18 protein-coding genes are annotated in these 20434 nt (G+C 44.5%); 17 read left to right on the top strand and 1 reads right to left on the bottom strand.

Translation table 11 applies throughout. The features are described from left to right. Positions 1 to 149 precede the first annotated feature (149 nt). The 6 genes from M1K58_RS06045 to M1K58_RS06020 all read left to right on the top strand — a co-directional run bounded on the left by M1K58_RS06045 (position 150) and on the right by M1K58_RS06020 (position 6517). On the top strand, positions 150 to 1136 hold the full coding sequence (locus M1K58_RS06045; protein WP_372339108.1) for an alpha/beta hydrolase: 987 nt from the start codon (positions 150 to 152) through the stop codon (positions 1134 to 1136). A gap of 338 nt (positions 1137 to 1474) precedes the next feature. Beyond that, the gene (locus M1K58_RS06040; RefSeq protein ID WP_256757752.1) at positions 1475 to 1732 is read left to right on the top strand and encodes an S-layer homology domain-containing protein; all 258 of its coding nucleotides are present in this window, start codon (positions 1475 to 1477) and stop codon (positions 1730 to 1732) included. A 207-nt stretch (positions 1733 to 1939) separates the two neighbouring features. Next, positions 1940 to 2260 carry an ArsR/SmtB family transcription factor gene (locus tag M1K58_RS06035; protein ID WP_256757751.1) on the top strand — a complete coding sequence of 107 codons (321 nt, stop codon included), beginning with the start codon at positions 1940 to 1942 and terminating at the stop codon, positions 2258 to 2260. Positions 2261 to 2337: 77 nt separating this feature from the next. Next, positions 2338 to 3723 (top strand): FAD-dependent oxidoreductase, encoded by a 1386-nt coding sequence (locus M1K58_RS06030; protein ID WP_256757750.1) that lies wholly within the window; start codon positions 2338 to 2340, stop codon positions 3721 to 3723. A 181-nt stretch (positions 3724 to 3904) separates the two neighbouring features. Further along, entirely contained in the window at positions 3905 to 5191 is a 1287-nt protein-coding gene (locus M1K58_RS06025) for a VTT domain-containing protein (protein ID WP_256757749.1), read from the top strand. Between the two features lie 378 nt (positions 5192 to 5569). After that, complete coding sequence (locus M1K58_RS06020) at positions 5570 to 6517, top strand: hypothetical protein (protein ID WP_256757748.1); 948 nt, start codon at positions 5570 to 5572, stop codon at positions 6515 to 6517. Between the two features lie 28 nt (positions 6518 to 6545). On the opposite strand, the gene M1K58_RS06015 is transcribed toward M1K58_RS06020, so the two are convergent. Then, positions 6546 to 8234 (bottom strand): PucR family transcriptional regulator, encoded by a 1689-nt coding sequence (locus M1K58_RS06015; protein WP_256757747.1) that lies wholly within the window; start codon positions 8232 to 8234, stop codon positions 6546 to 6548. Positions 8235 to 8458: 224 nt separating this feature from the next. On the opposite strand from M1K58_RS06015, the gene M1K58_RS06010 reads away from it, so the two are divergent. The 11 genes from M1K58_RS06010 to M1K58_RS05960 all read left to right on the top strand — a co-directional run bounded on the left by M1K58_RS06010 (position 8459) and on the right by M1K58_RS05960 (position 20420). Further along, the gene (locus M1K58_RS06010) at positions 8459 to 9640 is read left to right on the top strand and encodes an amidohydrolase family protein (protein WP_256757746.1); all 1182 of its coding nucleotides are present in this window, start codon (positions 8459 to 8461) and stop codon (positions 9638 to 9640) included. Between the two features lie 22 nt (positions 9641 to 9662). Next, a complete protein-coding gene (locus M1K58_RS06005) occupies positions 9663 to 10697 on the top strand; it encodes an aliphatic sulfonate ABC transporter substrate-binding protein (protein ID WP_256757745.1) in 1035 nt (344 codons plus the stop codon). A gap of 5 nt (positions 10698 to 10702) precedes the next feature. After that, the gene (locus M1K58_RS06000) at positions 10703 to 11455 is read left to right on the top strand and encodes an ABC transporter ATP-binding protein (RefSeq protein ID WP_256757744.1); all 753 of its coding nucleotides are present in this window, start codon (positions 10703 to 10705) and stop codon (positions 11453 to 11455) included. A 22-nt stretch (positions 11456 to 11477) separates the two neighbouring features. Further along, positions 11478 to 12281, top strand: a complete 804-nt coding sequence (locus M1K58_RS05995; protein WP_256757743.1) for an ABC transporter permease — start codon at positions 11478 to 11480, stop codon at positions 12279 to 12281. A 39-nt stretch (positions 12282 to 12320) separates the two neighbouring features. Next, the gene (locus tag M1K58_RS05990; protein ID WP_256757742.1) at positions 12321 to 13511 is read left to right on the top strand and encodes an acyl-CoA dehydrogenase family protein; all 1191 of its coding nucleotides are present in this window, start codon (positions 12321 to 12323) and stop codon (positions 13509 to 13511) included. A gap of 17 nt (positions 13512 to 13528) precedes the next feature. Next, the gene (locus M1K58_RS05985) at positions 13529 to 14287 is read left to right on the top strand and encodes an MBL fold metallo-hydrolase (protein ID WP_256757741.1); all 759 of its coding nucleotides are present in this window, start codon (positions 13529 to 13531) and stop codon (positions 14285 to 14287) included. Positions 14288 to 14514: 227 nt separating this feature from the next. Continuing rightward, entirely contained in the window at positions 14515 to 15141 is a 627-nt protein-coding gene (locus tag M1K58_RS05980; protein ID WP_256757740.1) for a Rossmann-fold NAD(P)-binding domain-containing protein, read from the top strand. Between the two features lie 47 nt (positions 15142 to 15188). Next, the gene (locus M1K58_RS05975; RefSeq protein WP_256757739.1) at positions 15189 to 15590 is read left to right on the top strand and encodes a DUF2203 domain-containing protein; all 402 of its coding nucleotides are present in this window, start codon (positions 15189 to 15191) and stop codon (positions 15588 to 15590) included. 345 nt (positions 15591 to 15935) lie between these two features. Further along, entirely contained in the window at positions 15936 to 17546 is a 1611-nt protein-coding gene (locus M1K58_RS05970; RefSeq protein ID WP_256757738.1) for a response regulator, read from the top strand. Positions 17547 to 17561: 15 nt separating this feature from the next. After that, positions 17562 to 19382, top strand: coding sequence for a sensor histidine kinase (locus M1K58_RS05965; RefSeq protein ID WP_256757737.1), 1821 nt, complete (start codon positions 17562 to 17564; stop codon positions 19380 to 19382). 84 nt (positions 19383 to 19466) lie between these two features. After that, entirely contained in the window at positions 19467 to 20420 is a 954-nt protein-coding gene (locus tag M1K58_RS05960; protein WP_372339107.1) for an ABC transporter permease, read from the top strand. Positions 20421 to 20434 lie beyond the last annotated feature (14 nt).

Below are 20434 nucleotides of genomic sequence, written 5' to 3'. Positions count from 1 at the left end.
AAGCTTCTCGGACGTGAAGGTTGTAGCATTTTTTTTACCTGTTCATATTCCGTTCATATTGTCGTCATAGGGAGTACATCTTCTTCATATAAGCTTCTCTTAGCAGCCCGGTTCGTGGCAGCCTAATACAGAGATGAAGACAGGAGAAGATGAGAGTGAATCCAAACGAAGGAATTAAAATAAAGAAGGGTACGAGAGTAAGTAGAATTCTCAACATTCTACTTAAAATAATAGGGGCAATCATTATAGCAATAGTTCTTTTTCTAGCCATTGTTTATATCGTTAATATTGTCAGCAACAAATCGGAAAAGGGGAAAATAGAACACTATGGTCAATTAGTACCTGTGGATGGGAAAAATATGAACGTTTTGATTCAAGGAAAAGGCGAAGAAACAATCGTGCTTCTACCTGGCTATGGAACAGCAGCACCAGCACTTGATTTTAAACCTCTCATAGATGAGCTATCTCCATTTTACAAAGTTGTCGCGGTTGAGCCTTTTGGCTATGGATTAAGTGATGGAACCAAAAAGGAACGAACCACAGAGAATATCGTAAGTGAAATTCATGAAGCTTTACAGAGTCTTAACATTGACCGATACATTCTAATGGGTCACTCCATTGCAGGTATTTACGGAATAGATTATGTGAACAAATATGAGAACGAAGTGAGTGCATTTGTCGGGATCGATAGCAGTGTTCCAACGCAAGGTGGTATGGATGTTGAATTTCCAATAGGCACATTTAAACTACTCAAAAAATCAGGCTTAGGTAGATTGATGATGAAATTTGGTAATGATCCTTATGAGGGTTTGCCATTTGATGAGGAGACAAAAAAACAAATTAGAATGCTATCTCTCAAAAACATGTATGAAGCCACAACATTAAATGAAATGGAACATATTTATCCTAATTTTGTAGCAGCTAGAAATTTAGCATTCCCCAAAAATCTTCCCCTTATTTTCTTTATTCAAGAAAATAATACAGGTGTTGAAAATTGGATTCCCCTGCATGAAGGGCAAATCAAAGATTCGGTTCATGGAAAAGTGATTACCCTTGAAGGGGATCATTATTTACACCATACCAGATCAAAAGAAATCACTCATGGCTTAAGGGAATTCATGAAAGAAATAAAATAAGTGCTTTCGGCGGCTATGGCAGCATGTGTAAGTTTACTTGCATGTGACGCCTCGGCTTTCGTTCAGTAAACGAAAAATTTAAGTATTAACATCGAAGAGAAGCCACAGTGGCTTCTTTTTTTGTTTGATCAGTCGAAAATATTATTTAGAATGACGACAAACTGCTTAACTTATGGCAGCTCTAGGGGAAATAAGATTATTGTTATACGTTTTTATATCATTTATGACTCCATCTTTCATTATTCTATTATTTGACTTCTATAGACTTATATTAGGAGAGTTAATGCTCCGTCTACGAGTTGAAATCTCCAGAAAATAAGATTACTAGAGAACAGTCCATGGTTATGATTGCCAATGCGATGAAAATAACAGGTTTACATGTTAATCTTCAGGCACATGAGTCAGAACAATTGCTAAGTGAATTTGAAGACGGCGATCTAGCATCCGAATGGGCGAAGGTTAGTATCGCAACTTGCTTAGATGTGGGAATTGTGACGGGTAGGAACGGTAATCAGCTTGAGCCAAAAGAGTATATCTCTAGAGCGGAGGTCGCAGTTCTTGTTCAGAGACTTTTGCAAAAATCTGGACTAATATAAACTTACAGCCCGTAAAGTTGATCGTCATCATCGGGTTCATTATGCTAATCATTAACAATAGTTCAATATTTCAGCGGCAGTCTAGGACTTTATTTCAAGTTTTTATACTACCGCTGTTTTTGTTATTATGAAACAATAAATAAGTATGATATGATCATTAAATCAAATTTATTTGATTAATGTGATGAATCCTAAGGAGGAATAATCATGAATAAAGAGCTTCCCTTGATCGATCAAGAAGGCAGAAAAGTTGATTTCACGCCATATGAAAGTAAGTTTAAAGCATTAGCAGACCAGAAGAGATTGCAAATCATGTATGAGCTAACTCAAAGAGGAAACACTTGCGTCTGTGATCTTGTAGAAATTTTAGATATGCCCCAATCCAAGCTGTCGTACCACCTTAGAATTTTACTTGATGCCGGATTAATTAACCGTGAGACAAGAGGGACTTGGAGCTACTATGAGTTGAATCATACAGAAGTCAATCAACTACTGTCACCGGAATTATGTTGCATTTTTCGGAAATGACATGAGTTTAGAGCGATTGGCGAAGATAGCAATCGTCTGAATTTTATATCAAAATAATTTGATTAATGCAATGCGTCATGGATATATTTGAATTGGAGGAAACAACTATGAAAAATATTGAAGTTAAACCTGTAGCGATCATTGGGGCAGGTCCGATAGGTTTAGCCGCGGCTGCGAATTTAGCCGAGCGTGGACAGAGTTTCATTCTCTTAGAAGCAGGATCACAAGTCGGACACAATATTTCGGATTGGGGACATGTTCGTTTGTTTTCACCTTGGCATTACAATGTTGATAAAGCAGCAGTAAGATTGTTGACCAAATATGGATGGAGCGCGCCATCACCTGATGACTTACCCACGGGACAAGTGTTCTTAGAACAATATTTGCAGCCATTAGCTAATCTTCCTGAGATAAAATCCCAAATTATTCTTAATGCTAAAGTTATAGCGATAAGCAGAAAAGACACTGACAAAATGAAATCAAAGCAACGGGAGAACAATCTTTTCGTGATTTATACTGAAGTAGAAGGTACCATGCAACGTTTTGAAGCAAAGGCAGTAATCGATGCTTCTGGAACTTGGGGACATTCCAATCCCCTCTATGCAAGTGGAATCTGGACGAATGAAGAACAATCGCTAAGCGAGCATATTTATTATGGTATTCCAAATATTCAAGGGAAAGACAAAGAAAGATATAGAGGCAAGAGCATTGCTGTGGTCGGTGGTGGCCACTCCGCTTTAAATACATTATTAGACCTTGCTCAGCTTAAAGATACTGATTCAGGTGTGAAGATTATGTGGATCATGCGGAAGATCAGTGTGGAGGATGCCTATGGTGGGGAAGAGAATGATCAATTAGAAGCAAGGGGAGAGCTAGGAAGCCGTATTCACCAATTGGTTAACTCCGAAAAAATTCAGGTTGTTACTCCATTTAGAATTCAAAAGCTAAGCCGATCAGGTGAGAAAATGACGATTAGCGGTGAAAACAATGAAGGTAGTCAGGATTTACATGGGATTGATGAAATTATTGTGAATACTGGAAGTCGACCGGATTTCACATTCTTGCGTGAGCTTAGATTAAGCATTGATCAAGCTACCGAAAGTATAGAAACTCTTGCCCCACTTATTGACCCTAATGTTCATAGCTGTGGTACGGTTCGACCACACGGAGAAAGGGAGCTGCGACATACTGAAAAAGACTTTTACATTGTGGGTATGAAGAGCTACGGCCGTGCTCCAACCTTCCTTATGGCAACCGGTTATGAACAAATAAGATCTGTTGTTGCTTATCTTGCCGGTGATTATGAAACCGCATTGAAAGTTGAGCTTGAGCTACCAGAAACAGGTGTTTGTAGCATTGGAGCCGCACCTAGAACAGGGGGGCAATCCGAAGACGATTGCAGCAAGGAGGGGTGTCAATCAATTAAAGTGATTACACCACCTAAATCTACTTGTTGCTCATAAGCACTGATCATAATTCTCCAAAATCGACTGTCGAATGGCACTTTCCCCATCCGATCTCTGACGACATGAGTAAGGAAGCTAAATCGGTAAACAATACCTTAAAAGCACTCTATTTGCCTGTGATAGATTAATGTATTGAACAAGCCGGCTTCGTTATCATTAGAAAATCGGAGGGAGAGGTATGAGCTTTCTGAGCGATATATTAAACCGATTATTGGAGCAATATGGATATATCGTTCTTTTTCTTTGCTTATTTTTAGAGCTTCTTGCCATTCCGCTGCCTGGAGAATTAATTATGACTTACGCAGGTTTTATTGTCTTTAAGGGTAAACTGGATTGGCTGCTTAGTGTGATTATCGGAGGAATAGGCGCATCGCTAGGGATGACCATTGCTTACTGGATAGGATATCGGCTAGGCAAACCATTTTTCGAAAAGTACGGTTCCCGGATTCACTTTGGTCCTGAGAAATTAGATAGCGTAGCTAAATGGTTCGAGCGTTATGGTAACAAAATGTTGATTATCGCCTATTTCATTCCAGGAGTTCGCCATATTACAGGCTATTTCTCAGGCGCGACGCGGCTTTCTTTCCGTAAATATGCCATTTATGCCTATTCGGGGGCATTCCTCTGGGTAAGTGTCTTCATTACGCTCGGTAAGCTGCTCGGCCCCAAATGGGAGCAATATCATCATACCATCAATCTTTACATGCTCATTTTAGGCTTGATAGCAGTAATCGCCTATGTACTCATTATCCTCTATAAGAAAAATAAGCAGCGTATTCGCAATCGTATCGATGTTTGGTTGGAAAAGAAACTGCAACAGTACCATTCCGTTGGCAAAGTTAAGTTTATTATCCTAACTGCAGGTGCATTATTCGTTGTATTCTTTTCTTTAATGATCGGTATAATACACGATTTCTTATCGCATGAATTTACCCGATTCGATGAAATTACTTCTTATATCGTCGGGCAAGTATTTAATTCCAGTTGGAATGAATCCATGAATCATTGGGCGATTTTTAGTTCCTCTTCGTTAATATTGTCTTTAATTCTCCTCACAAGCTTATGGATAAGGTTCAAAGGTAACGATCGCCTTCTGACGATTGCCTTCTATGTCATAGTTGTAGTTGGAGGGGAAGGACTGTGTGTAGGCTTGAGGCGTTTATTCCATCGAATCGGCCCAAGTGGCATTGAATTTACTTTCCCTAGTGAACAAGTATTTATGGCCTATACGTTTTATGGGTTTACAGCTTTTTTGTTTCTTCGCCACCATGGGAATTATAAAATTCGTATAATTGTTATTTTGATAATTTCCATAGTACTCCTCATGACAGGTATTAGCGGGGTTTATTTAGGATCTCAATATCCAAGCGATGTTGTTGCCGGTTATGTATTCGGCGGACTATGGATTAGCTCAAACGTAATCTTGCTAGAGATTTTCCGAGCTTCCGCACTTTCCCTCGCTTAGGTTTTTTTACAACAGCGTATTGCACTGCGGTGCTCTGGTACAATCGAACTGTTCATACGACTGTAAGTGCACAAGATTGGGAAGGGAGGGGAACAGGCAATGAAAGCTTGTCCGAATTGCGGAAATCAGAAGCAAAATTTGGATACTCTGTATTAATGCACAAACTGCTTTAAGGTTTATTGCCCTCGTTGTGGCAACAATTGTTGTCCGCAATGTAGCAGTGGAGGAGTTAATCCAATTATTGTTTTTCAATACAATAGAGTATCATATTTTCAGGTCGACTCTCATTAGAGAAGTCGGCTTTTTATTTTTTGAAACCATTCAACAATTTAATCGTCTAACAGGTATTACCATTTTATCCGGTTGGAGGTTTAACGTATGAAATCGACATATGTTGTTCTTATTTTCATTCTAATTCTAGTGGGCTGTCAAAGTCCAAGTAGTACCCCAAGTAAAAATAGCCAATCCTCAACTCCATCCTCAACTCCATCTGCAATTACACCCTCATTTTCACCGGATGCCACTTACAGCGATTTCGTCACACCAACAGATCTATTGACAGAATTGCGCAATCTGGAAGACACAAAGACAAACCTCGATGCTCTGTATCGATTGCATGAGTACAAAGTGGATGGTTCTTTGCAAGCTGTGGAGAAGTGGCTACGGGACGAGACGAAGCGAATAGGGGGAACGGTGACGGAACGGTACTCTTATGCAGCGTTCCAACAAATGGACTTAATTCTTAATTTGCCGTCTAAGCAGGGAATTCGAATCGTCAGCACGTACGCGCCCAAATATGGGGACGAGCAGCACCTGGTTGTTCTGGAAAGTACGTTCGATACCCTAGTCGAATTTGGAGTCGATACGGAAGATCACGCGCTTGTCGTTATAACGCCTGACAAAGACGGAAACACACACGAGACGTTCCTAGCCAATTATTTTCACCAGCACACGGACATTTACAGCGCTTATTTCTATACACAGGCTTTTTTCGCGCAATTGAAGGAGGAGGGCTACGAATTGGACCTCAATTATGGTAGCGATGTTGCTGACTACGTTGTCGGGTATTTTGATGCACAAGGGAATGAAGTGTTTGCTGAGGACATTACCGATACCAATCGACATTCGGTGGTGTTCGGTGTTCAACTCAATAAGGATTTTCTTCCTAAGCTCGCTGCCGAGAGAGAGTTGCTTCTGCGCAGCTGGGCTCAAACGTTACTTATGGGCAATAAGGCCGACTCATTCGATTACGACCTGACGCAGACGCTAAGCTTTTTAATGAAGGGACAAGTGTTTGCAAGTTACACGATCAGCGACTTGATCTAATGACTAAAACCCGATAAACCGGATACCGTCATGGAATTGACGGTATTTGAGCTGCAGATGAATTGATTTTCGATTTTATGAACGGTTCTAGCGCGAAAGCGATGCGAAATTGCAAGCTGACCATTGGGTCGCGCAAATGGACACCGGATAGCTTCTCGCATTTCTCCAATCTGTATACGACTGTATTACGATGGACGAATAGCTGTTTGCTCGTTTCCACGAGCTGGCATTGATTGTCGTAATACACTTTCAAAGTACGCATGAGCTCTTTGCTCTCATGAGCATTCAACGAAGAGAAGCACTTAAACGTTTCCTCGAAAAATTGGGTTAATTCGTCGGGAGGAATCAAGCGTAGCAAGTGACCGATTCCATTGGATTGATAGGACTGGACGAAGCGTTTCTTTTTCATGTGATAACCGAACTGGAGTGCCTTCATTGCCTCATTGTAGGAAATCCCAATGTCGAGTGCATGAGTGATCAGCTTACCGATCCCAATCGAGATGCTGAGCCGGGCGTTATCGTAGAGTTGGTCTGATATCTCCTCGGTGTACCGGATGAACGCGGCTTCATCCCACCCCGTTTCCTTCACTTTCACCAGCATCACGAATAAATCGTTTCGGGTGAACATAACGAAAGGAACATCCAGGAGGGAGAAATGATGCTTGATCAAGTCGTATTGCATATCTCGTTCTGAAATTTGTTTTTCTTCGAATTGGGTTTGCCCTTCACGTACGTCTTTTCCAAGTAAATCATCATTGCGAAGCACGACGAGCAAATAGCTTTTTTCCAGCTGCAGACCATATTTTTTTCCCATATGCATGGCTTCTTGTTCCGACACGATATACCCATCGATGAGATCGGAGAAAAACTCATTTTTGTAACGGCGCGAACGTTCCTTGAGCGCTTGCTGCTTGGTCAATTCCATTCCAATGACGTTGGCGGCTTGCTCGATTGCAAGCGCGGATGATTTGTTCAAGGGCGGATTTTCCCGGAAAGCGACAAGGTAGCCTTCATGCCGATAGGTATTAATAGGGTAAACATCCAAGTGCCGATAAGGTAGCAGGTATTCCGTTTGGAAGCTGCGCAATAGAGCAGGCTTACGCAGCGACAAGCGCGAAATCGCATTCATGGTATCCTCCAAAAATAAATTGCGATCAAGTTGATCAAAGTGAGAGGATTGCCCCTTAATCTGATTGTTACTATTTATGAGAAGAATTGGTGATAAGAGGGATTGTGCCAAGGAATCGATGATCTCCGGTATTCCTTGACCGTGCATGACGAGAGTAGAAAATTTCTTATGGATGGTGAGCGCATATCGCAGCTCATCATTTTTGTTGTCTAGAATGAGGCTGGTAGACAATTGCAGGATTTCTCCCAGAGACTGCGGGATCCCGGATAACTCGATGATCGGAAATTGCAGGAGAGTAGCTTTCTCCAGCACATTAGCAGGAATTTCGAGAGAAAAACGGTGGGATTTCACCCCGATGCCAGGGCAATTCAATCGGTCCATGTGCTCGATGAGCTGGATGAAAGCTTCGGGATGATCCTTAATGAAATAACCGTTAGTTAGCAAAAACTCTTCGGGTTTCAAATAGTTGATAATGTCCGGAGCGTCCATAATATTGACGGACTGAACGTTGCGCGACAGCCCATTGTCTCCCACGATCACTTTCGCGTTATGGTATATGTTGCTTGCTAGTAATTGTCCAAGTTGCATATTGTCACTCCCGGTTGTTGCTTAAATAGGTTTTGCTATAAATATGGATGGTGTCAAGGCGATGCGATTTGGATGATTGTTACTATGGCGAAGGGCATATTTGGATCAATCGTACAATGACTTTATTGGGACTATTATATATCATACTAAACAGGTAGGAAAACACAAAATTAAAAAGCGAGAAAGTGAGGAAGGAAAAGTTCAGAATAATGGGGGCATTAGCATTGGAAACCTTACTCATCAAGAACGTAACAATTGGCTTACAAAGGTTTGATATTCAAATCAATCAAACGCTAGGAATCTTCTCACACATTCAACCAAGCTCAGAAGCTAAAGATGGCGAGCTTTCGAACGCATCATGGAATGCCGAGGGATTGATGTATCTCCCCGCGTTGAAAGATCGGCACGTCCACCTGGACAAGCATTTTCTTGGGGAGCCTTGGAAATCGTTGAAGTCGTTCATTGCTTTGCCGGAACAGTTATCGTTCGAAAAATCGCATTTGGCTTCGTTACCGACTTCCGCTGGCGAAAGGGCTAGACGACTGCTTGATTTACTTCTGGAGCACGGAACGACTGGGATACGTACACATGTCGACGTTGATCCGAAGATCGGAGTAAGTCACCTGGAGGAAATCCTGAAGGTCAGATCGGATTACTCCGATCGGATGGACATCGAGATCGTGGCATTCCCGCAACAAGGACTTCTCCGATCGGGTTCGATTCCGGTGATGAAGGAAGCGATGAGAGCGGGTGCGGACCTGATTGGCGGAGTCGATCCGGCAAGTCTGGATCGCCAAGTGGAAGGAAGCTTGCAAGCGATGTTCGAGTTGAGTATAGAATTCGATGCAGGAATCGATTTGCACCTGCACGATCCGGGTCATCTAGGTCTATATACGATAGATCGTTTAGCGGAGTTGACCCTTGAGGCAGGCAAGCGCGGAAGAAACGCGGTGAGTCACGCATACTGTCTGGGACAAGTATCGGAGGCCGAATCTCTGGACATAGCGGAGCGGTTGAAAGAGGCGGATATCGAGATTATTACTAGTGTTCCACTAGATTCGCCTATGCCAAGAGTAGAGCAATTACTGGAGGCAGGCGTAAGGGTGGGGATCGGATGCGATAACATCCGGGATGCTTGGAGTCCTTATGGAGATGGGGACCTGCTTGCGCGCGGCTCGAGGTTATCCGAAAAGCTTGGATGGCGTACGGATGAACAGCTTCAACGCATCTATCCACTGATCTCGGAATTCTTACCTTCAATTGCGCCAAAAGTAGGCGAACGTGCGGATTTCATCCTTATCGACAGCCTCAATCCGATGCATGCGATCGCTTCCTCGCCGCGACGTCAAGCCGTATTCGCGGGAGGAGCTTGGGTCGGAGGACAACGGAAAGAAAAAGAACATTAAACAAAAGGATGGATAATCTACTATGAAAACGAACAATAAATTTATCGTAACCGCACTCTTAGTTCTTCTTATTACTTCAATTGTCGTTGGCTGTTCCTCCAACAATAACAAAAATTCTAATGAAGCTGCTTCAAGCAACAAAGGGGATTCTTTAAAGACTGTTCGTTTTAATGCTGTATCGACCTATGTACCACTTATGATCTCCAAGGAAAAAGGCTGGATGGAAGAGGAGTTTGCCAAAATCGGGGTTAAAGTGGAATGGTTGACGTTCCAAACCGGAGCAGCTGGATTGGAAGCGTTGGCTGGCGGACACTTGGATATCGGAAGCGTAGCCCCGACACCTACTATCACCGCGACGGCTAACGGTGTCGATCTGAAAGCAATCGCGACCGTTGCCGTCTTCAGTAAGGCGAATGCGCTGCTTGTCCACAAAGATAGCGACATTCAAAAGCTTCAAGATTTGAAAGGCAAGAAAATCGGTGTTGCCAAAGGAACGATGAGCTACGATCTGGTGAACACAGCCTTGAAGGAAGCGGGACTTACGGCAAGCGACGTGGAACTGATTCAACTTCTACCGGACGAAGGCCAAGCCGCGTTTGAATCGAAAAAGGTAGACGTATGGGGAATATGGGATCCGTTCGTCTCTACGCAAGTGGTTCAGAATGGTGCGCGGGTATTGACAGACGGCGAACAGTTAAAGGTGCCTAACCCTAACTTTGCAGTGGTAAGATCCGCATTCGCGGAAGAGCATCCAGAATACGTAGAGTTGTTCCTGAAGGTTAATCAGCAGTCGGCTGATTGGCTGCGTGACCATAAGGAAGAGGCGATCACGTTCTTTGCGGAGAACAGAAAACTGGATAAGACGCTTGTTAGTCATTTGGCCGAGAATAACCCCGTCGCTTATGAACCGATCTCCGACGATTTCATCCAGCTTGAGAAGAAGGTCGCACAACAGCTCTTGGACGATAAAACAGTCAAAACGCTTATCGATCCGACTACGTTCATCGATAATTCTTATTTCGAAGCCGCTTTGAAAAATCCGCTGGAGAAACGTTAATAGAGATGTCGGATATTCAACTGCAAATCGATAACCTGTCTAAGTCTTTTCATACCGATAAAGGTTCGGTTCAGGCCTTACATGATGTTGATCTGCAGGTCGAACGAGGCGAGTTCATTACGATTATCGGCGCGAGCGGCTGCGGGAAGAGCACGCTGCTCAAGCTGGTCGCCGGGCTGGATACGGATTATGAAGGATCGATTGAGCTTAACGGCAAACCGATCCCCGGTCCAGGAATCAATGTTGGATTTGTTTTCCAAGAACCGCGCCTTTTTCCATGGTTAAACGTGGAGAACAATATCGCCGCAGATCTTTCCGTTAGCAAGGGGGACGTGAGGGGACGAGTAAATGAATTGCTTGAGATCGTGCGCCTCACACCATTCGCAAAGTCTTACCCAAAGGAGCTCTCCGGGGGGATGTCACAACGGGTAGCCATTGCCCGTGCGCTTCTGCGTGAGCCAGAGATTCTGCTTCTAGACGAGCCGTTCGGTGCCTTAGATGCTTTTACTCGCGCACATCTTCAAGAAGCATTGCTGGAAATATGGCATCGAAAGCAGAGAACAATGATTTTGGTTACTCATGATTTGGACGAAGCCGTATTTTTAGCCAATAAGGTCGTCGTCATGAATTCTCGGCCAGGTACGATTCGTCGGATTATTCCGATCGATCTGCCTTTCCCGCGCAAAAAAAATAGCGAGTCGTTCCAAGCTTACCGCAGAAAGGTACTTGGAGAATTCGAGCAGGCTGATGAGCTATGACGAATGGAACGGAGTGAATCTAATGAAAGAAGTTACGGTGAAGCCGAGTCGAAACAACCGATTTCGCACAATAGCAAGGCCGTTCGCCGGCTTCTGGCTACCCGCTTTAATCGTCATCGTCTGGCAATGGCTATCCTACGCAGGAGTCCTGAATAGAACACTTGCTCCTTCACCCTATCGCGTAGCTATAGAGTTCTGGGATTTACTTATATCTGGAACGTTGCTGCATCATTTGAGAATAAGCACGATACGTGCGATGGCGGGATTCGGTTTAGGAGCGGCTGTTGGGCTCGTTCTTGGAGTTGCCGTAGGTTTCTTGCGTCCGGTGGAAAAGTCGATCGATCCGTCTTTCCAAATGTTAAGGACGATTCCACATCTTGCGATTACTCCGCTGTTCGTACTGTGGTTCGGAATTGGGGAGACGTCTAAAGTACTGCTGATAGCTCTCGGAGCTTTTTTTCCTTTATATATTAATACTTTTCTAGGCATTCGCAGTGCGGATAAGAAACTGTTCGAAGTAACACGCGTCTTGAATTTCTCGATTTGGAAGCAAATCACGCGCTTAATCATCCCGTCCGCGTTGCCGAATATTTTGCTTGGCGTGCGATTGTCGATGGGCGTTTCCTGGTTAGGCTTGGTCGTAGCCGAGATGATGGGTTCCAGCGCAGGGATCGGGTTCATGATCAATGATGCCCGTCAATATTCCCAGACAACCGTCGTTTACGTCGGCATCCTTATTTTCGCGGTAGTCGGCAAGCTATCGGATTCGCTAGTGCGTCTCTTGGAACGACATTGGCTGAAGTGGCGGGATAACTTCCAAGGATGAGTCGAACAATAGCCAAACTCTTAGAGGAGATGGATTTAAATGAGTATACAGAGTACTGTACGGAAAGATTGGGATTACCTTCAAGCTGCAGTCGAGCTCTCCAGGGAGTTCGCGACTAACGCTGTAGAGCGGGATAGGGAAGGGGGCAACGCGTTCGCGGAATTGGAGAAGCTACGGGAAAGCGGCTTGCTGAAGCTGAACATTCCGACCGAATTCGGAGGCTTTGGGAAACCGTGGTCGGCCGTCATGCAAGTAATCAGGGAGTTTGCAAAGGTTGACGGCTCCTTCGCCCACTTGTTCGGCTATCATTGCTTGAACATGACGATCGTGCACTTGACCGGAACTCCAGAGCAAGCGGCACGACTTTACACCGAGACAGCGAACAACAATTGGTTCTGGGGGAACGCTAACAATTCTCTGGACCGCAGAGTCGTGGGCAGAGAGAATGGCGACCATTATGTGTTGAATGGGATCAAGGGCTTTACTTCCGGTTCTCCATATGCCGACATTCTCCTAATCTCATTTCGGGATCAATCGAACGAAGACATCTTTCACAGAGCCGTAATTCCGGCAGAAAGACAAGGCGTTATCGTCCATAACGACTGGGATGCGATCGGTCAGCGTCAGACTGGCAGCGGAACGTTATCCTATCAGGATGCGATCGTTCATAAGAGCGAGCTGATCGACGAAACTTATCGGAAAGGCACCGTGCTATCTACGTTTCCGCCAATTTTGGCGCAACTAGTTTTATCGAACTTATTCGTAGGAAGCGCTCAGGGTGCGATTGCGGAAGCCGCGCAATACACGAGAACGCAATCCCGTCCTTGGGTAACATCGGGTGTCGAACGAGCTAACGAAGACCCGATCATCATAAGGCAGTATGGCGAGCTTGGTATCGAACTCGAAGCCGCCGTGAGCTTGGTCGATCGTGCAATTGTTCAAGTCGATAAGGCCTACGCGCAAGGATTCGATATGACCGCGGAGGAGCGGGGAGAAGCGGGATACATCGTCACAACGGCCAACGTCTTTTCTGGAAACGCCAGCCTAAATATTTGCTCTCGCGTCTTCGAGGTCATGGGCGCAAGAGCGTCGGCGAATAAGTATGGCTTCGACAGGTTTTGGAGGAACGTTCGCACACATACTCTTCATAATCCTGCAGAGTATAAGGTGCTTACGGCCGGCCATTATGTATTGAATGGTCAATTGCCTAGGCCAGGAATTTTCTCGTAGAAGGGATAAGGGATCGGATGATAGAAAATGTCGGATTGAAAAAGCTCTCCCTCGTCATGAACTTGCCGAATGAGGTCATGGTTGTGAATCCGGTCTTATTGTGGGGAGACAAGAATGCGTATGTGCTCGTGGATACGGGGATGCCCGGACAATTGGAAGCACTCAAGCAATGTCTCTGGGAAGAAGAGTTGACGCTTAACGATCTAGACGCGATCCTATTCACGCATCAAGATATCGATCATATCGGCAACTTGCCTCATCTTTTATCGGAACGAGAGGGTGAACGACCAGCCATCCTGGCTCATGAAGCGGACAAGCCTTACATCGACGGAAGTCGACCGCTCCTCAAGTTTAATCCGCAGAGGTATGAAACACTACTGCAAACTTTAGACGAGAAGGATCGGAATCAGTTCTTAAGTGTATTCTCGCCCTCGTCGTCGAATAACGTGACTCATTTGGTTAAGGACGGGGATTTCTTGCCTTATGGTGGAGGAATTACGATCATTCATACACCGGGACATACTCCCGGCCATATTAGCTTCTATCATCACGCAAGCCGAACGCTCGTAACTGGGGATGCGATGGTCGTTGTGAACGGACAGCTCTTTGGACCAGAAGCACGGCCAACGCTGAACATGGAGGAGGCTTTGCACTCTCTCCATAAATTCACCGAATTCGATATCTCAACGGTAATCTGTTATCATGGAGGATTCTTCGAGGATAGACCTAACGAGCGTATTCGGGAAATCATTGCTGAAGCTGGATTAACGATGTGACGGAACACAAAGAAGATCTTCACTCGAAGATCTTCTTTGTGTTGTGCTTGGGTGTTTCAAGGGAGACAACAGGACTTCAGGTGAGTTAAGTTGAATCACTCCTCGCAAATAAGGTAAAGTTAAATGAGAGATGATATATTCTTATTAGCTTACGACCTATAGATATCTTATGAAATGAGGAGATAGATCTGAGGAAGATAAGAGCAATCATAACGGGAGCTACAGGGATGGTTGGCGAAGGAGTATTAATCGAATGCCTAGCACATCCGGATGTCGAGCAAGTACTGGTTATTAACCGCAAGACAACTGGAATTTCACATCCTAAGCTCAAGGAAATCATTCAGGATCAATTCTACGATTTGTCGACAATCGCAAGTCAGCTTACCGGTTATAATGCTTGTTATTTTTGTTTAGGTGTTTCCTCTGTCGGGATGAAGGAGGAAGAGTACCGTCGTGTGACCTACGATCTAACGATCGGCGTGGCGAAGCTGTTGTCCGAACTGAATCCCGACATGGTGTTCTGCTACGTAACGGGAGCAGGAACGGATAGTACGGAGCGAGGCAAGAGCATGTGGGCGAGAGTCAAGGGGAAGACGGAGAACGATTTGCTCAAGCTTCCATTTCGTAAGGCATATATGTTCCGACCTGGCTACATGCATCCGACAAAAGGCGCAAGAAACACGCAAAGATACTATAAGGTGTTAAGTTGGTTCTATCCCGCGTTAAGGCGATTATTTCCTAAGCACGTAATCACGCTTAGAGAACTAGGTATTGCGATGATTCATTGCGTGAATGCCGACTATCCGAAGCCTGTGTTGAATGTGCAGGATATCTTATATTTGGTGAAAAAATAATGAATTTCTAGCAGGAAGTTTCCACTTAAATAAGGAGTTGGAAAGCATTGGGCGATAAGATTTTTACACTCAGCGAAGCAAAAGCTTGGCTACCGCAAATTAAAGAAGAACTGGCCGCGCTGAAGGAGCTCGTAGCTCGGATTGAAGACCAGTATCTCGATCTACAAAAACTGAAGCTAATCCATAAGCATTCGCAGGTCGGTGATGGAAAAGACGGGTTCTTTGAAGTAGAAAGCCGTATCGATTTCATGCGGATGGAAGCGGAAATGCTTATCCAGAACTTTGGGCGAAAAGGCGTTCAATTGAAGATGATCAGTCCAGGTCTAGTTGATTTTCCATCGCTACTGAATGGAGAAGAAATTCTTCTATGCTGGAGGGAGGGTGAGGAGACGATTACTCACTTTCACGGCTGGAATGATGGATTTATGGGACGTAAATTACTTCCGTAAGGAAAGAATATTAGACGCTCTTTCAATTTCGTTAACACCTGAAATTGCTTCGCTGGAAGAGCCTTATGTTCCTCATCCGATAGTTGGTCCTGACAGTTTGAATAAGAAAAGCTCAGAGTAGGTAGTGTCTCCTTTTTCATAGGATAATCGCCTCGCATTAAACCAGAACCCGACGTTCTAATGAACGCTGGGTTCTGGTTTTTTTCAATGAATGGAGATAGGAATTTAGAGAAAACACTTCCACTTCAACTATAGAATAGTACCAGAGATTATTGTATTCCCCCTGCAATAAATTTCCTTGTTTCAGTATAATGAAGGAATTAGTGAAGGGGAGGGCATATGCGAATGTACAAGCTATTAATCGTAGATGATGAACCAACTGTACGTTACGGTTTACAAAACTACTTTGACTGGTCAACTTATGGCATCGAAGTCGTTGGGGAAGCCGATGATGGTGACGTCGCACTAGAAGAAGTCGAACGGCTGAAGCCCGACCTTGTCTTTACCGATGTGAAGATGCCTAACCTGGACGGAATCCAGTTATCTAGAGAGCTTCGAGTTCGTTATCCTGATATTAGGATTGTATTTATTAGCGGGCATAATGACGCTGACTACTTAAAGTCTGCCATGCAAATCAACGCGGTGGATTATATATTTAAACCGGTAAATCTGCAGGAGCTGAAAGCAGTAGTCGAGCGGATATCCGCTGAGCTCAAGGAGCAGGAACGCGTTCGAAGCCTATCTCAGGATATGCAAGTTAAGCTCCGGGAAAGTATGCCGCTTCTAAGAGAGAAATTACTGCTAGCTCTCATTCATGGACAGTCACGCGCTATGATCAACTTGCAGGAACGTATTGATTTTCTGGAGTTATACCTGCCTGTCGACGCTGACTATGGCATTCTTGTCATGAGCGTAGATAATTATGCTGAAATACTAGATACCCGAACAGAACGGGATCGGCAGCTCTTAACGTATGCGGCGATTAATATTTGTCAGGAGTTAATCGATCGTGATATGGGCGGGTACGCTTTCGAAAGCAGCAATGGCGAATACGTTGGACTTCTTCGTTGGGAAGACGATGAGGGGCACGAAGAACGTCTACTGGCATTGGCTCATTTGATCCGAGAAAACCTAGAAAGATGGATGCGCATCGGTGTGACCATAGGTGTGGGTGAACGAATAAAAGGACTTAGACGTGTGAGCGACTCGTATGCTCAAGCGCGTGAAGCTGCAGGACATAAGTGGTATCTAGGCAAAAATCGTATTATTACAATGGATAGTCTGGAGACGCTAGATGATCGGTTGATTTGTATCAATCATGCCCAAATTGAGAAGTTAACGACATTAATTAAAGCAGGAGATGGCAACGAGCTTCAGGTGGAGCTAGAACATGTATTCAGTCAAGTGGCCCGCAACCGGAATGGTGGAGTTGGATACCTCCGTAATCTAAGTCTACAAATTGCGTTGCTCGCGGAACAATTAATGCTGGAGCTTGGGGTTGGTGCGGCTTCCGTAGAAGAGTCTCCTATTTGGGAAACGTTGATTCAACAGGAGACGATTGAGGAGCTTCAGAGGACGTTGGCAACCTACCTATTAGAAGTTTGCAGCCTGATTAAGGATAGACGTAGCGGCAAATCTAGAAATCTGATAGAGAGAGTTCAGGCCATCATCGAGACTAGGTTCTCTGAGAATTTGACCGTCACGGACATTGGTAAAGAAGTGTACCTGACGCCGACTTATGTCAGCTTGCTATACAAGCAGGAAACCGGACGAACGGTCAATGAATATTTGACACAAGTGAGAGTGGAGCAGGCGAAAAAGATGCTGCGTAATCCTCAGAACAAGTTCTATGACATCTGTTACGCAGTGGGATATGCAGATCCCAGTTATTTTACGAAGCTGTTCAAGAAAATGACCGGTGTTACGCCTAGCACCTATCGAGATCAACTTTTGTAATAGGAGGTGCTATTCATGAAGGAGGACATGACCATTCCTAAAGTAAGCTGGCTGAAGCAGCTGTCACGTCCTTATTGGGCGCTAAGAAAGTGGCTGCTTCTCTATTTACTCGTTATCGTATTGCCAGCATCTGTCCTGCTCTATAGCTACTATGAGCGATCAGCTTCTATTTTAGAGGAGGAAGTATCTCATTCGATGCTTCAAACCCTGAATCAAGCGGGTATTAATCTATCTTATCGCATTCATCAGATTGAGAATTTATCTAACTCTCTGCTTATGAACCCGAACCTGTACAAATACCTGGGACAAGCTGGAGAAAACCCGTCCGAGGGAATACAGCTAGACAATGTTAAGGATTTGCGGAATTTGGTGGATACGGTTGAAATGAATTCGGACGTATTTCACGTCCGTTTTTTTGTTGATGGAAGAAAGCTGATCGCAAGTGATCGGATCAACTTTTTCTCGCTTGAGAGTTTGCAAGAGAGGCCATTATTTAAACAAATCATCAATGCGAGCGGGGGGATCGTCTGGACAGGGGTATATGAAGAATCCTTCCTTGATAAGGAAAACACCTATATATTCTCCAGTGCCAGAATGATAAGGGACCCTCAGCAGTACGACACAGTGTTAGGGGTTATGCTGCTCGATATCCAAGAAAGGACATTTGCGGATATCCTGAATCTCATTGAAATGCCTCCCAATTCAAAGCTGTACATCGTAGACAACGAAGGCACCATCTTATGGCATCCAGACAGGCTTAAGATCGGAACGACAATAGCGGGGAATGAGAATGGGATAAATAAGGCGGCAAATAGTGAGCTCTATACCCTATCTTCACGTATTGAAGGTCCTGGGTGGAAACTTATTGCCGATGTTCCAGCATCGGAGATATCCCGTAGAGCACTTGATCAAGGGCGGGCTTCTAGTCTGGCTACTATTCTCGGCATATCGGCTGGCTTCCTGGCTATAATGTTCATCCTACTGGCATTTATGATCCGCGGGATGAACCGCAGACTGCAGCAGATTATTGTGACAATCCGCAAAGAGGGTGTCGAACGTCTAGATGAAGTCTCCGCTCCAAAAGGGGAGTTCTTCATGCTTGAGCAAAGCGTAGATCAGCTGATCCATCGTGTAAAGCAATCAATGGATCAAACGTATCGGGCGCAGGTTCAGCAGAGGGAAGCTCAGCTTAAGGCGCTTCAAGCTCAAATAAACCCACATTTTCTGTATAACACGCTCGATACGATTAACTGGATTGCTATCGGGCGCAATGCAACAGATATTAGTGAAATGATTGATGCTTTGGCCAAATACTTCCGTCTGAGCTTGAACAAGGGACGTGACATGACGAGTGTAGCCGATGAAATCCAACTCGCTCAGGTGTATTTGGGTATTCAGAAGAACCGATTTCCGTCCACCTTTCAATTAGAGGTATTGATGGACAAAGAAGTAGAGGCGTTTTTTATTCCAAAGCTGACATTACAGCCAATCGTTGAAAATGCGCTTCTACACGGAATTCGCAAAGCGAAGACGAAAACTGGCATTATCACGATCAAAGCGTTCAAGGAAAATGAAGATCTCGTGCTGGAAGTGACGGACGATGGCATTGGTATGGATGAGAAACGGGCACAAAGATTGTTGACTGAACCAATAAATGAGAAGGAGACGGATTCTACGGGTAGCTCCTACGGATTGTTTAATGTGAACGAGCGGATCAAGTTGTTCTCAGGACCGACTTATGGGTTAGTCATCCGATCACGGCTCGGAGAAGGAACAACTGTAACCGTCAGGCTGAAGGCGTTGACAGAGGATCTATTGGATACTACCAGAAAGTGAAGCTTTGTCATCTACAACGAGATTGAACCCCCTCATATAATGAAATTAAGAGATACAGGATAGGACGAAAGAGGGGATTGAAGAATGGAGCTTTCAACAACTAAGACGGTAAAGAAGACCGTACCGATCAGGTGGGGTGAGAAACGGCGGATTTTCCGTAACAATCTGGATATGTACATGCTTCTCGTGCCCGGATTGTTGTTCCTAGTCATTTTTAAGTACGTCCCGATGTATGGGATTATTATTGCCTTTCAGGACTTTAATATTTTTGATGGAATCATGGGCAGTGCGTGGGTAGGTATGGAGAACTTCATCAAGCTGACGCACTCGGATGAATTCAGACAGGTGTTCCGAAACACATTGCTGATCAGTGTTTACAAGATCGTGCTATTGTTTCCCCTACCGATCCTCATCGCACTATTGCTCAATGAAGCGAGAAGAATGTGGTTCAAGCGCACCGTTCAAACGATTATCTATCTCCCACACTTTCTATCGTGGGTTATCATTTCTGGACTGTTCGTCAACATCCTGGCGACATCAGGAGGAATCGTCAATCAGATAATCACCTCACTCGGTGGAGAGCCCATCAGTTTTTTACTCAGTAACGACTGGTTTAGAAGCGTTCTCGTGTTCACTGCAGGCTGGAAGGAAACAGGCTGGAACGCTATCATCTTCATTGCCGCAATCGCTGGAATAGATCAGGATCAGTATGAATCAGCTGCTATGGATGGAGCGAGTAGACTACAGCAAATGTGGTATATCACGATACCAGGCATTATGACCACGATTGTATTAATCTTTATTCTTCGTATTGGCGGACTGCTGGATGCAGGGACAGAACAGATCCTAACGATGTACAACCCTGTGGTATACGAAACTAGTGATGTTATAGGTACTTATGTTTACCGAATTGGATTAGGAAAAATGGATTACAGCTTCAGTACCGCTGTTGGGCTATTCAATTCCGTCATTGGTTTTATTCTAGTCATCTCAGGCAACAAGCTGTCCAAACGTTACACTGGACGAAGCATCTGGTAGAAGGAGGAGACTTA

The sequence above is a fragment of the Cohnella sp. WQ 127256 genome (assembly GCF_024519285.1).
In the GTDB taxonomy this organism is placed as follows: domain Bacteria; phylum Bacillota; class Bacilli; order Paenibacillales; family Paenibacillaceae; genus Cohnella.
The sequence above is the reverse complement of the archived record's forward strand: the minus strand, read 5'-3'. Positions and strand labels throughout refer to the sequence as shown.